13 protein-coding genes are annotated in these 13,060 nt (G+C 68.6%); 8 read left to right on the top strand and 5 right to left on the bottom strand.

Going from position 1 to position 13,060, the window contains the following annotated elements; all coding sequences use genetic code 11:
* Positions 1–4: 4 nt before the first annotated feature.
* Both E3O23_RS12440 and E3O23_RS12435 read right to left on the bottom strand, forming a co-directional pair.
* Positions 5–616 (bottom strand): nitrobindin family protein, encoded by a 612-nt coding sequence (locus E3O23_RS12440; protein ID WP_134491486.1) that lies wholly within the window; start codon positions 614–616, stop codon positions 5–7.
* A 153-nt stretch (positions 617–769) separates the two neighbouring features.
* Positions 770–1,033, bottom strand: coding sequence for a hypothetical protein (locus E3O23_RS12435; RefSeq protein WP_134491484.1), 264 nt, complete (start codon positions 1,031–1,033; stop codon positions 770–772).
* A gap of 73 nt (positions 1,034–1,106) precedes the next feature.
* Here E3O23_RS12435 and E3O23_RS12430 point away from each other — a divergent pair, with 73 nt between their 5' ends.
* The 8 genes from E3O23_RS12430 to pstB all read left to right on the top strand — a co-directional run bounded on the left by E3O23_RS12430 (position 1,107) and on the right by pstB (position 10,086).
* The gene (locus tag E3O23_RS12430; protein WP_174776646.1) at positions 1,107–1,799 is read left to right on the top strand and encodes a winged helix-turn-helix transcriptional regulator; all 693 of its coding nucleotides are present in this window, start codon (positions 1,107–1,109) and stop codon (positions 1,797–1,799) included.
* Entirely contained in the window at positions 1,774–2,658 is an 885-nt protein-coding gene (mshD, locus tag E3O23_RS12425; protein WP_134491480.1) for a mycothiol synthase, read from the top strand. Before E3O23_RS12430 ends, mshD begins: the two co-directional genes overlap by 26 nt.
* 56 nt (positions 2,659–2,714) lie before the next feature.
* The gene (locus E3O23_RS12420; protein ID WP_134491478.1) at positions 2,715–4,889 is read left to right on the top strand and encodes an RNA degradosome polyphosphate kinase; all 2,175 of its coding nucleotides are present in this window, start codon (positions 2,715–2,717) and stop codon (positions 4,887–4,889) included.
* A complete protein-coding gene (locus E3O23_RS12415) occupies positions 4,886–5,824 on the top strand; it encodes an NUDIX hydrolase (RefSeq protein WP_134491476.1) in 939 nt (312 codons plus the stop codon). The genes E3O23_RS12420 and E3O23_RS12415 overlap by 4 nt, the downstream gene beginning before the upstream one ends.
* Before the next feature lie 202 nt (positions 5,825–6,026).
* Entirely contained in the window at positions 6,027–7,115 is a 1,089-nt protein-coding gene (pstS, locus tag E3O23_RS12410; RefSeq protein ID WP_134491474.1) for a phosphate ABC transporter substrate-binding protein PstS, read from the top strand.
* A 138-nt stretch (positions 7,116–7,253) separates the two neighbouring features.
* Positions 7,254–8,198, top strand: a complete 945-nt coding sequence (pstC, locus tag E3O23_RS12405; RefSeq protein ID WP_134491472.1) for a phosphate ABC transporter permease subunit PstC — start codon at positions 7,254–7,256, stop codon at positions 8,196–8,198.
* A complete protein-coding gene (pstA, locus tag E3O23_RS12400; RefSeq protein WP_134491470.1) occupies positions 8,198–9,286 on the top strand; it encodes a phosphate ABC transporter permease PstA in 1,089 nt (362 codons plus the stop codon). Before pstC ends, pstA begins: the two co-directional genes overlap by 1 nt.
* 20 nt (positions 9,287–9,306) lie before the next feature.
* Positions 9,307–10,086 carry a phosphate ABC transporter ATP-binding protein PstB gene (pstB, locus tag E3O23_RS12395; protein WP_134491468.1) on the top strand — a complete coding sequence of 260 codons (780 nt, stop codon included), beginning with the start codon at positions 9,307–9,309 and terminating at the stop codon, positions 10,084–10,086.
* A gap of 88 nt (positions 10,087–10,174) precedes the next feature.
* Here pstB and E3O23_RS12390 read toward each other — a convergent pair whose 3' ends face one another.
* Genes E3O23_RS12390 through E3O23_RS12380 form a run of 3 tightly spaced genes read right to left on the bottom strand, consistent with a single transcriptional unit; the run spans position 10,175 to position 12,552 of the window.
* Entirely contained in the window at positions 10,175–11,062 is an 888-nt protein-coding gene (locus E3O23_RS12390; protein WP_134491466.1) for an aminodeoxychorismate lyase, read from the bottom strand.
* Between the two features lie 48 nt (positions 11,063–11,110).
* Positions 11,111–11,971 (bottom strand): anti-sigma factor, encoded by an 861-nt coding sequence (locus E3O23_RS12385; RefSeq protein ID WP_134491464.1) that lies wholly within the window; start codon positions 11,969–11,971, stop codon positions 11,111–11,113.
* Entirely contained in the window at positions 11,968–12,552 is a 585-nt protein-coding gene (locus tag E3O23_RS12380) for a sigma-70 family RNA polymerase sigma factor (protein ID WP_241983466.1), read from the bottom strand. The genes E3O23_RS12385 and E3O23_RS12380 overlap by 4 nt, the downstream gene beginning before the upstream one ends.
* Positions 12,553–13,060 lie beyond the last annotated feature (508 nt).

Below are 13,060 nucleotides of genomic sequence, written 5' to 3'. Positions count from 1 at the left end.
GGTCTCACTCCGCCCTGGACAGGCGACCGGATGCGTGGGTGCGCAGGTCCTGGTCGAGTGCCGCGATGTCCCAGGCCCAGAGGAGGTGCTTCTCGACGAGGCCGTAGAGCCGCGTGCCGCCGGTGTAGGGCTTCGCGCCCTTCGTCCGCAGGACGGCATCCGTGACCAGGTCGATCCGCGGTCCCTTGACCTGGCCGAGGTAGAGCTCGGCGACGCCGCCCGGGTGCACCAGGGTCACTTCGACGTCGAAACCGCCGTCGGCATTACGAAGTGTTTCAACCTCTTCGGCCGTCGCGAATGCCCGGTCGCCCAGGCCGGGAAGGAGGCCGGGTCCCGGATCTCCCGCGCCCTGGCTGCGGTGCAGGCGCCAGTATCCGGTCTCGGTTACCAGCGGAGTCGGCTCGTCGTCGGTGCCGGGCGCGGGCTCGAGCCAGGTGTACGAGCTGTAGTTGAGGTGCGGGAGTCCGTCGTGGCTGAAGCTGACCCTTTGGCCGAATTCGCGGGTGACCGACTCGTCGCCGATCGTGTAATCGAGCACGCCGGAGCCTTCCCAAACCCCGATGAGCCACGACAGCGGAACGAGTTCGGACGGCAGGTGGGCCGGAAGCTCGAACATGCTGGTTACCGCTGACCCCGGAACAGCCGGAGGAGCACGAGCACGGAAACCCCGGCGATCGCCAGGCTCGCCAGCGCGAGGAGGCCAAGAAAGAGGAGTTCGAGTGCGATCGTCGACATGGCTTGAGTCTACCCGGCGGGAAGGGGCCGGACTCTAACCGAGGCCGAGGACGGCGAAATATCCCGTAGCGAGCGCGAGCACGACGACCGCCCCGACCAGGCTCGAGGTGACCCGGTTCACGTAGCCATCCTTGCGCCCGGTCGCGAGCTGCACGCAGAGCGTGGCGAGCGTGCACCCGGCCAGGGAAAGGCCGATCCAGACGATCTCCTGGCCCCTGGCCGAGAAGATCCCCGTCAGCACGGCACAGACGACGGCGAGGAGCCAGACGGCCCCGATGCTCTTCCACTGCCAGCTCACTGTCCCATTGTGCCCTGCCGCGGGTCGGTTCCGGGGCAGGTAGTATGGGGCGCACCAAACTTGGAGGATGCGCGTGGCGCAGTTGTTGATCCTGACCTCGGCGGTCAACAATGAGGTTCTTCCCGCCCTGCAGTTGCTTTCGCACGGCACGCGGCTCATCCCCGCGCAACCGCACCACCTCATCACGGCGCCCGAATCCGACCTGATCCTGGTCGACGCGCGGGAGAACCTGATGGCCTCCCGGTCGCTCTGCCAGATTCTCCGGACCACCGGGATTTCGGTCCCCCTCATCGTCGTGATCACCGAGGGCGGCCTCACCGCCGTCAGCCCGGACTGGGGCGTCGACGACGTGATCCTCGACACGGCCGGTCCCGCGGAGGTCGACGCGCGCATCCGCCTCGCCGTCGGACGCGTGCAGGTCGCCGAGGCGTCGCCGATGATCCGGGCGGCCGGCATCGTCATCGACGAGGCCAGCTACTCGGCTAAGGTGCACGGCAAGCCGCTGGACCTCACCTACAAGGAATTCGAGCTCCTGCGCTTCCTGGCCGCCCATCCGTCCCGGGTCTTCACCCGGGAGCAGCTGCTCAGCGAGGTCTGGGGGTACGACTACTTCGGCGGCACCCGCACGGTCGACGTGCACGTCCGGCGCCTCCGCGCGAAGCTCGGCGATCACGAATCGCTCATCGGCACCGTGCGCAACGTCGGCTACCGGTTCAACGTCAGCGAGGAGGAGGACGAACGTGTCCCTCGCACTCACGGTTCCTGACCTGTCGGATGCCGCGGCCCTGGAGCGCTTCGAGTCCGTCGCCACCGCCGCGGCCGCGGTCGACGGCCACTCGCCGTTCAACGAACAGGCGATGCTCGACCTCGCGTCCGGCCGTCGCACCCCGATGCTGGTCTCCGTGGGCGACGCGCCCGTCGGGGCGGCCATCATCGGCCAGGGTGAACTCGACTTCGTCATCGTGCCCGCCCATCGAGGCCACGGCCACGGCGCCGAGGCCCTCCGGCAGATCCTGGCAGACGCGCCGGACCAGCTCACCGCCTGGTCGCACGGCGACCACCCGGCCGCACGCGTCCTCGCCACCCGCTACCGGATGCCCGCCGCGCGCACCCTCCTCCAGCTGCGCGCCTCCCTAATCCGGGAGGCCCCGGCCGAGGCCCCGCCGGCCGGTCCGGTCGGCGCCCGGATCAGCGCGTTCCGCCCGGGCGTGGACGACGAGGAATGGCTCGCCCTCAACGCGCTCGTCTTCGCCGGCCACCCGGAACAGGGCTCGCTCGATCAGGCCGACCTCACGGCCCGGCAGACGGAGCCGTGGTTCGACCCGGCCGATTTCCTGCTCGCCCGCGACGAAGCCACCGGGTCGCTGGTCGGCTACAACTGGCTCAAGGTCGAACCGGGCTCACCGAGCGGCGAGATCTACGTGATCGGCGTGCACCCGGATGCCGCCGGCCGCGGCCTCGGCCGCGCGCTGCTCCTGGCCGGGCTGGAACGCCTGCGCGACCGCGGCTGCACCTCGGCGACGCTCTACGTCGAGGCCCACAACACGGCCGCAGTGAACCTGTATCGCTCGCTCGGCTTCACCGATCACGCGATCGACGTGCAGTACCGTCGGCTGCCGCGTTAAGCGTTCGTTTACCCTCTCCGTCACCCCAGAGTGACCGGCGGTGTAAGGATGGACAGATGGACGGCGACAACATCCAGGCTGACTCCGGCCTCGGCAGTGACTTTGATGACGATTTCGAGCCGCTGGTCAGCGAGAACGACCCGGCACTGCCCAGCGATCGGTACCTCGACCGTGAGCTCAGCTGGCTCGCCTTCAACCAGCGGGTGCTGGAACTGGCCGAGGATCCGGACCTGCCCGTGCTCGAGCGGGCGAACTTCCTCGCCATCTTCGCGAGCAACCTGGACGAATTCTTCATGGTGCGGGTGGCCGGGCTCAAACGCCGCATCCTCACCGGGCTGGCCGTGCCGACCAACATCGGCCGGGCCCCGCAGGAGGCGCTCTCCGACATCTCCCGCGCCGCGCACGTGCTGCAGGAGCGGCACGCCCGGGCGTTCCAGGTCATGGTGCGCCCGGCCCTGGCCGACGCCGGGGTGCACATCGTCGCCTGGGACAGCCTGAGCGAGAGCGAGCGGGCGTCGCTCCGCGACTACTTCGGCAACCAGGTCTTCCCGGTCCTGATGCCCCTCGCGGTCGACCCGGTGCATCCGTTCCCCTACATTTCCGGCCTCTCGCTCAACCTCGCCGTCCGGGTGCGCAACCCGAAGACCGGCAAACAGGAGTTCGCCCGGCTCAAGGTTCCGACCATGCTCCCCCGGTTCGTGCGCGTCGACCGCACCGAGGGCGTCGAACACCTCCGCTTCGTCACGCTCGAAGACCTCATCGCGAACCACCTCGGCGACCTCTTCCCGGGGATGGAAATCCTCGAACACCATGTCTTCCGGGTCACCCGCAACGAGGACGTCGAAATCGACGAGGACGAGACCGAGAACCTGATCAAGGCGCTCGAGAAGGAACTGCTCCGGCGCCGCTTCGGCCCGCCCATCCGGCTCGAGATCACCGAAAGCATGGACGACGTCACCCTGGGCCTGCTCGTCCGGGAACTGGATGTCACGGAGCAGGAGGTCTACCGGCTGCCCTCGCCGCTGGACCTCGGCGGACTCTTCGACCTGCGGATCGATCGCCCGGAGCTGCGCTACCCGAGGCACGTGCCGACGACGGCCGTGCAGCTCCTGCCGGCCGAGCCCAATGCCGAACCGGACATCTTCAGCGCCATCGGCCGCCAGGACATCCTGCTGCACCACCCCTATGAGTCGTTCGCGACGAGCGTGCAGGCCTTCCTCGAGCAGGCCGCCGCCGACCCGAACGTGCTGGCGATCAAGCAGACGCTGTACCGCACCTCCGGCGACAGCCCGATCGTGTCGGCGCTGATCGACGCGGCGGAATCGGGCAAGCAGGTGCTCGCCCTGGTCGAGATCAAGGCCCGGTTCGACGAGCAGGCCAATATCTCCTGGGCGCGCAAGCTGGAGAAGGCCGGCGTGCACGTCGTCTACGGCCTCGTCGGCCTGAAGACCCACTGCAAGCTGGCCCTCGTCGTGCGCAACGAGCAGGGCGTGCTGCGCCACTACAGCCACATCGGCACCGGCAACTACAACCCGAAGACCAGCCGCCTCTACGAAGACCTCGGGCTCCTGACCGCCGACCCCCAGGTCGGCAAGGACCTCACCCGGCTCTTCAACGAGCTCTCCGGCTACGCGATCGAGAAGAAGTTCAAGCGTCTGCTCGTCGCCCCGCTGCATCTCCGGAAGGCGCTGCTCAAGCGGATCGCGGATGAGACGGCCAACGCCATCGCCGGGAAGCCGGCCGGCATCCGGATCAAGGTGAACTCGATGGTCGACGAGGCCATCATCGACGCGCTCTACCGGGCCAGCCAGGCCGGCGTGCCGGTCGACATCTGGGTGCGCGGCATCTGCAGCCTGAAGCCGGGCGTGGCCGGCATGAGCGAGAACATCCGGGTGCGGTCGATCCTGGGTCGCTACCTCGAGCATTCACGGATTTTCTCCTTCCACACCGCGGCCGACCCGCAGGTCTACATCGGCAGCGCCGACATGATGCACCGCAACCTCGACCGCCGGGTCGAGGCCCTGGTGCGCCTCGTCGACCCCGGGCACCTGGCCGAGATCGACGGTCTGTTCACCCGGGCGATGGACGACCGCACCTCCTCGTGGTGGCTCGACGAGACCGGCGAGTGGACGCGGCACCACCGCGACGACGCCGGACACCCGCTGGACGACATGCAGAACCGGCTCATGCAGCAGACGATGCTGCGCAAGCGCCCGGCGGGCCGCCGATGACCGAGACGGCGGTGTACGCCGCGGGCGCCGTGTGCTGGCGCCTGGTCGAGGGCAAGCCGCACGTCCTCCTGATCCACCGGACCGTGCACGGCGACGTGACCATCCCCAAGGGGAAGGTCGACCCCGGCGAGTCCCTCCCCCGCACCGCGGTGCGGGAGATCGAGGAGGAAACCGGGCTGGCCGTCGCACTCGGCGTACCGCTCGGCGTCTCGCACTACGACATGCCAACCGGGCGGGAGAAGATCGTGCACTACTGGGCCGCCGAGGTGACCCCGGAGGCGATCCAGCGGTCGACGTTCGTGCCCAACGGCGAGGTCGCCGCGATCGAATGGGTCACCATCAAGAGGGCCAGGACCTACCTCAGCTATGCCGCCGACGTCGAAATCCTCGAGTCGTTCGCCCGGCTGATCGACAACGGGATCACCAGCACGTTCGCCCTGATCGCGCTCCGCCATGCGAAGGCCGTGCCCCCGCGCGGCTGGGACGGCACGGACAGTTCGAGGCCGCTCACCGAACGCGGCGTGCAGCAGGCTGCGGGCATCGTGGAGACCATCAGCGCCTGGCGCCCCCGCCGGATCGTCACGAGCACCGCCACGCGCTGCGTGACGACCGTCGCCCCCCTCGCCGCGGCCACCGGCATCGACATCAAGCGCACCGACCGGATCAGCCAGGAGGCCTTCGAAGAGGGCACCGGCGACGTGCGCGCGGCAATCGGCAAACGGGTTCGCGCCCGGAAGACGGCCGTGCTCTGCAGCCACGGCCCGGTGCTCCCGGAGATCCTGCGCGAAATCGCGCTCGCCACCGGAACCACGATCGGCGCCTACATCTCGGATGCCGCCGACCTCGAACCCGGTGGATTCTCCGTCGTTCACCTGTCGACGGACAACCCGAGTTCGGGCATCATCGCAATAGAAACGCATTCGCCCCGGGTCTGACCTGCCTCCGGTGGTCGAGCTTGTCGAGACCCGGTGGTCGAGCTTGTCGAGACCCGGTGGTCGAGCTTGTCGAGACCCGTTCACCTCCCGTTCACCAACCGGGGGGAGGTCCGTTAACCCGCGCGGGTAGCCTAGCTCGCGGGCCAGCACTGGCCCTGCCCAGCAGTAAGTCACTTGCATTCAACCCTCGAAAGGGATCCTCGTGAATTTCAAGCAGTATGGCCGACCCGCGGTCATCGCTATCGCAGCCGCCCTCGCACTCTCCTCCTGCGCCGCGAATGAAGGGGCGGCCCCCACAGACGGCGCCGCAAGCACCCTCACCGGCACCATCAACGCCGGAGGCGCCTCATCACAGCAGGCAGCCCAGGAAGCATGGACCGCGGCGTTCCAGAAGACCAACCCGGACGTCACCATCAACTACGACCCCTCCGGATCGGGTGCCGGCCGCGAGGCCTTCATCGCCGGCGGCTCCGACTTCGCGGGCTCCGACTCGTTCCTGAAGGACGAGGAGCTGGCCGGCGATTTCGCCACCTGCGCCCCGGACAGCAAGGCCGTCGACCTCCCCGTCTACATCTCGCCGATCGCCGTGATCTTCAACGTCGAGGGGGTCACCGACCTCAACCTCGACGCCGCCACGCTCGCCAAGATCTTCAAGGGCGACATCACGACCTGGAACGACCCGGCGATCGCCGCCCTGAACAAGGACGCGAAGCTCCCGTCGACGCCGATCACCGCCGTGCACCGCTCGGACGACTCCGGTACCACGAAGAACTTCTCGGACTACCTCAACCAGGTCGCCCCGGACGTGTGGACCGAGAAGCCGGCCGACCCGTTCCCGTACAAGACCGGCGAAGGCGCGCAGGGCACCTCCGGTGTCGTTGACGCCGTCACCAACGGCGTGGGCACCATCGGCTACGCCGATGCCTCACGCGCCGGGGACCTGGGCGTCGCCAAGATCAAGGTCGGCGACAAGTTCGTCGGTTACACCGCAGACGCCGCGGCCGCCGTCGTGAACGACTCGCCCCTCGTCGAGGGCCGCGACGCCAGCGACCTCGCCATCGCCCTCGACCGCAAGACCACCGACGCGACGCACTACCCGCTCGTCCTGGTCAGCTACGCGATCGTCTGCACCGAGTACGCGGATGCCGACCAGGCCGCACTCGTCAAGGCCTACGTCGGCTACATGGCCGGCGCCGAGGGACAGGCCGAGGCTGCCAAGTCCGCTGGAGCCGCCCCGCTCTCGACCGAGCTGCAGGACAAGGTCGCCGCGGTCCTCAAGGCCGTCAAGTAACACCGACCACGAAGCTGCCCGGCCCGGGCCCGTCGCATTGCATGCGGCTGGCGGGTCGGGCAGACTGGGGTTTGTGGCCGTCGGCTCCATTCCACCCGTACCAACGACTTCACCCAGCGCTCCAGGGAGACCCCGGCAATGACGACCGCAGTTGACCGCGATGCACTCCGGACCACCCAGCGGGCCGGCGACCGAGTCTTTTCCACCGCCACGATCGTGGCCGGCAGCCTCATCCTCGCGGTCCTCGCCGCCGTCGCCGTCTTCCTGTTCGTACAGAGCGTCCCGGCCTTCCTGGCCGCCCCGGACGAATTCGACTCCGGGTTCACGAACTTCTGGGAATACGTCTGGCCGCTCGCCTTCGGCACTCTCTGGTCTGCCTTCCTCGCGCTGATCATGGCCATCCCCGTGGCCATCGGGATCGCGCTGTTCATCTCGCACTACGCGCCGCGCAAGCTGGCGCAGGGCCTGGGCTACATCATCGACCTGCTCGCCGCGGTGCCCTCCGTCGTGTTCGGCCTGTGGGGCATCGGCGTCCTCGCGCCCATGCTCCAGCCGTTCTACTCGACGCTCGTCGAATGGTTCGGCTGGTTCCCGCTCTTCGCCGGTCCGGTCTCCGGGACCGGGCGCACCATCTTCACCGTCGCGGTCGTGCTGGCCGTCATGGTGCTGCCGATCATCACCGCGATCTCGCGCGAGATCTTCCTGCAGACGCCCGTGCTGCACGAGGAGGCCGCCCTGGCGCTCGGCGCCACCCGCTGGGAAATGATCACCATGGCCGTGCTCCCGTTCGGACGCGCCGGCATCATCTCGGCCGCCATGCTCGGGCTGGGCCGCGCGCTCGGCGAAACCATGGCGGTGGCCATGGTGCTCTCCCCCAGCCCGCAGGTCATCTTCCAGCTGCTGACCTCGCAGAACCCCACGACGATCGCGGCGAACATCGCGCTGAACTTCCCCGAGGCGCACGGCGTCGGCGTGAACATCCTGCTCGCGACCGGGCTGATCCTGTTCGTCATCACCCTGGCCGTGAACATGCTCGCCCGGTACATCATCAACCGCCGCAAGGCCTTCTCGGGAGCGAACTGATGAGCACCACCACCGTCGCGGCGCCGCTGACGAACTCGCTGACGGCCGGCAAGCTGCCCAAGTACACTTCCCTGGCCGTGCTCGGGGCCAGCTGGCTGGTCGCCGCCGCCGTATTCCTGATGCTGCAGCTCTCCGGCGCGAGCAAGGATTTCAACCTTGCCGGCACGCTGTTCTTCGGCACCGTGCTCTACTGCGTGGCCATCTACCTCCTCTCCTACTTCGTCGAGGGGGTGCGCAAGGCGAAGGACCGCCTGGTGACCGCCCTCGTCACCGCCGCGTTCGTGGTCGCCCTGCTGCCGCTCGTGTCGCTCGTCGTGACGACCCTCACCAACGGCCTGCCCGCCTTCCTCACCCCGTCGTTCTTCACGCAGTCCCAGCGGAACATCGTCGGTGCCGGCGGCGGGGCGCTGCACGCGGTCATCGGCACCCTCTTCATCACCGGGCTCGCCGGGCTCATCTCCATCCCGATCGGCCTGCTCACGGCGATCTACCTCACCGAGTACGGGCGCGGCCGCCTGGCCAGGGGCATCACCTTCTTCGTCGACGTGATGACGGGCATCCCCTCGATCGTCGCCGGCCTCTTCGCCTTCGCCCTGTTCTCGCTGCTCTTCAACGACCCGGGCATCCGTTTCGGCTTCGGCGGCGCCATCGCGCTGAGCGTGCTGATGATCCCGGTGGTCGTGCGCTCGAGCGAGGAGATGCTCAAGCTCGTGCCGAACGACCTGCGCGAGGCCGCGTACGCGCTCGGGGTGCCGAAGTGGCTCACCATCCTCAAGGTCGTGCTGCCGACATCCCTCGCCGGGATCATCACCGGCGTCATGATCTCGATCTCCCGCGTGATCGGCGAGACCGCGCCGCTGCTGATCATCTCCGGGTTCACCGCGAGCATGAACTACAACCTGTTCAGCGAGCGGATGATGACCCTGCCGGTGTTCGTGTACACCCAGTACGCCAACCAGGGGGCGGACGCGCAGGCGTACCTCGACCGAGCCTGGGCCGGCGCGCTGACGCTCATCCTGATCGTCATGGTGCTCAACGGCGTGGCCCGCCTCATCGCCAAACTCTTCTCCCCCAAGCTCGGCCGCTAGCCGTCAACTCGAAGGATTACATGTCCAAGCGCATCGAAGTCACCGACCTCAACGCCTACTACGGCAAGTTCCTCGCCGTCGAAGGCGTGTCCCTGACGATCGAGCCACGCAGCGTGACGGCCTTCATCGGGCCGAGCGGGTGCGGCAAGTCCACCCTCCTCCGCACGCTCAACCGCATGCACGAGGTCATCCCCGGCGCGCACGTCGAGGGCGAGGTACTCATCGACGGCAACAACCTGTACGGTCCGGGCGTCGACCCGGTGCTCGTGCGCCGCCAGGTGGGCATGGTGTTCCAGCGCCCGAACCCGTTCCCGACCATGTCGATCCAGGACAACGTGCTGGCGGGCGTGAAGCTCAACAACCGCCGGATGTCCAAGGGCGACGCGGACGACCTGACCGAGAAGTCCCTCCGCGGCGCGAACCTCTGGAACGAGGTCAAGGACCGGCTGCACGGGCCGGGTTCGGGCCTCTCCGGCGGCCAGCAGCAGCGCCTGTGCATCGCCCGGGCGATCGCGGTCGAGCCCGACGTGATCCTGATGGACGAGCCCTGCTCGGCGCTCGACCCGATCTCCACCCTCGCGATCGAGGACCTCATCGAGGAGATGAAGGCGAACTACACGATCGTGATCGTCACGCACAACATGCAGCAGGCATCCCGGGTCTCCGACCGGACCGCGTTCTTCAACATCGCGGGCACCGGCAAGCCGGGAAAGCTGATCGAGTACGACGACACGACCACGATCTTCTCGAACCCCACCGTGCAGTCGACCGAGGATTACGTCTCCGGCCGCTTCGGCTAGACCCCCTCGTTGGCGACTGTTGCCACAGCGGACGACTGTGGCCGGTGCGCCGGCCACAGTCGTCCGAATGGGCCACAGATGGTCGCGGTTAGGCGGTGCGGCCGAGCAGGTAGGCGTTGAAGGCGCGGGTGCGCTCGGCGTCGACCGGGACCGGGGCGCCGTCGAGCTCGGTCACGGCGACGGCGAGGCGCACGCTGGAGACCAGCCAGGCGGCATCCGCTGCCCGCAGCTCGTCGACCGGGACGTCCCGGTATTCGACCCTCTCCCCCGCCGCGGCCAGGTATTCGAACAGGCTCTGCTGGGTGGTGCCGTGCAGGATGGCGCCGCTCGGCGCCGGGGTGACGTAGCTGCCGCCCGAGCGGATCACGACGCTCGAAGTGGGGCCCTCCATCACATAGCCGTCGTGGGTGACGAAGATCGTGTCGTCCGCGCCGCGGCGTTTGGCCTCGCGGAGGGCGGCCATGTTGATCGCGTAGCTGAGCGTCTTGGCGCCCATGAGCAGCCAGGGCGCGACCTCGGCGACGCCGCGCGGGTAGCCGCGGTCGAGGGTGATCACGCGCACGCCCTGTTCCCGCACCGAGCGGTAGTCCGGCGCCCTGGTCGCGTGCAGCCAGGCGGTCGGCGCCGGGCCGGACTCGACTCCTCGGCTGAGTACGAACTTGAGGGCGAGTTCGCCGTCGTGCGGCAGGCGGGCCACCGCGTGGGCGATGGCAGCGCGCCACTGGGCCGGGTTCGGCACCGGGAGCTCGCAGATCTGGGCGGAGTTCACCAGCCGGCTGATGTGCGGCTCGACCTCCTGCGGGTGGCCGTTGACCACGCTGAGCGTCTCGAAGATGCCGTCGCCGCGCTGCGTACTGAGCTCCCCCACCCGCAGCGCGGGTGCGGCGGAGTCCATCTCGTGGAAGGTGTCCGCGAAGTCCGAGCGGGACGAATCCGCGGGCACCGGGTCGATCAGCAGGGTGAAGGGCAGGTTCATGCCCCGAGCCTACTGGGAACGCTCCGCCGTGCGAGGGCGCTCGGCCGGTCAGCTTTGGATGGCCACGATCGGCGCCGAGGTGGGCTGCGGTGAGCCGCCCTGCGGCTCGACGGTGACGCCGACCTGGTCGCCGGCGTGCATCGTGCCCTCGAGCACCCGCCAGACGGTTCCCGACCCGGTGGAGTCGAACGTTCCGGCGGGGACGGCCCCGTCGTCGTTCATGTACCAGAGCTGGTAGTCCTCGTCGGAGGCCAGCGCCGGCAGGTCCTTGATCATCAGCGCGGACAGGCCGAGCTCTCCCGACCAGACCAGGGTGGCCGGGTGGCCGTCGGTGGTCGTCGTCGCCGCGCGCTGGGAGTCCGGGGCGGCGTTGATCTCCGCGAGCCGGGCCGCCTGCTGCTGCTCGAACTGGTTGGGGTTCAGGGCCTGGCCGACGACGGTACCGCCGACGAACAGCGCGACTGCTGCCGCGGCGGCGGCGAGCATCCCGGCGGGGCGCTGGAACCAGCGCCGCTGGGCGCGGTCGGCCGCGGCGGATCGCCTCGTGGACGGCTCGGCGGATGCCGCGGCCGGCGGGGCGACGGCGGTCACGACGACGCCGGCCTCGGGAGTGGCCTGGTCGGCGGGAGTGGCCTGGTCGGCCGGAGCGGCTTCTGGCACGGGGAGCGGGGACAGCTGGGGGGTGGAGGCGAGCTGGGCCATCAGGTTCGCCTTGAGCCCGGCGGACGGCTGGACCGGGTCGGCGGCGAGGCCGAGCGCGAGCGCGGTGTCGCCGAGTTCGGCAGCCTCGGTCCTGGCCTCGTCGGATCCGGCGAGGTACGCCTCGTAGTCGGCCTTCTCGTCCGCGCCGAGTGCGTTCAGGGCGTAGGCGCCGGACAGATCGGCGGGGTTCGGCTTCTTCTCGGTCATGACGCCACCCCCAATTCGTCTCGCAAGCGGATCATCCCGTCAGAGAGACGGGTCTTCACGGTGCCGAGCGGGATCTGCAGGCGTTCGGCGACCTCGCTATGACTGAAACCGCCGTAGTACGCGAGGCTGACCGCCTCGCGTTGCAGTTCCGTCAGTCTGGACATCGCCTTCTTCACCCTTTCGTGCTCGATTCGAACTTCTACTGTTTCGGAAACGTGGTCGTACGGGGCCACGAGGTCGCGGATGCCGATCTTCGTATCCCGGTCACGCCCGGCCTGCGACGCCCGGATCCGGTCGACCGCCCGTCGGTGGGCCATCGTCATGATCCAGGTTGATGCCCCGCCACGCTTGGCCTCGTACCGCGTAGCCGTCTGCCAGATCTCCAGGAAGATCTCCTGGGTCACTTCTTCGGACTGCGCGTGGTCGACCAGCAGGCGCTTGACGAGGCCAAGAACCCGCGGGGCGATCTGGTCGTAGAGTTCTCCGAATGCCGCCTGGTCTCCCTGCGCGATCCGGCCGAGCAGCTCCTCCTTGGTGGCAGGGGCCGTCGACTCGAGGTCGTACGTGGAGTCGGCAGTCATGAGAACAAGCATGTCAGGTCTCGTCACGTTCCATGTAGAGGGTTCGGTGCCGAGTCCTCAGCGGATTGGTCGTTCGACAAGATCCATGAGCGGGGTCTGGCCGGGCAGGGCCACCTCGCATATCGGGGTCTGCCCTCGCCGAACTGTGAGTTCGGCACCTTCGCGGCGCGCGTGAAGGTGCAAAACTCACAGTTCGGCGCTCACCGTTCGACGTTCAGGTGGCCGGGCAGGGCCACCGCGGAGGTGAAGGTCGGACCGCAGAACGCCTCTCGGCGTGCGGCCGCTCTAGGCGGCGAATATTGGAGCCCGGGGTTACTGCGGTCCGACCGGTATCCATTGTAATCGAGGTCGGCGGGATGTTCGCCGTGGGCGATGATCTCGGCGCCCGCCCGCCCCGACTCCGACCGCGCTAGGGCGTGTCTCCTAATTCGTGTAACCAGATGGTGATGGCGCGGAGGACGACTCCTCCGCGGTAGGTCAGGGCAAGTTTGTCGTAGCGGGTGGCGAG

Source organism: Cryobacterium tagatosivorans (genome assembly GCF_004402215.1).
GTDB classification, from domain to species: Bacteria; Actinomycetota; Actinomycetes; order Actinomycetales; family Microbacteriaceae; genus Cryobacterium; species Cryobacterium tagatosivorans.
This window is presented reverse-complemented; position numbering and strand designations above follow the sequence as displayed.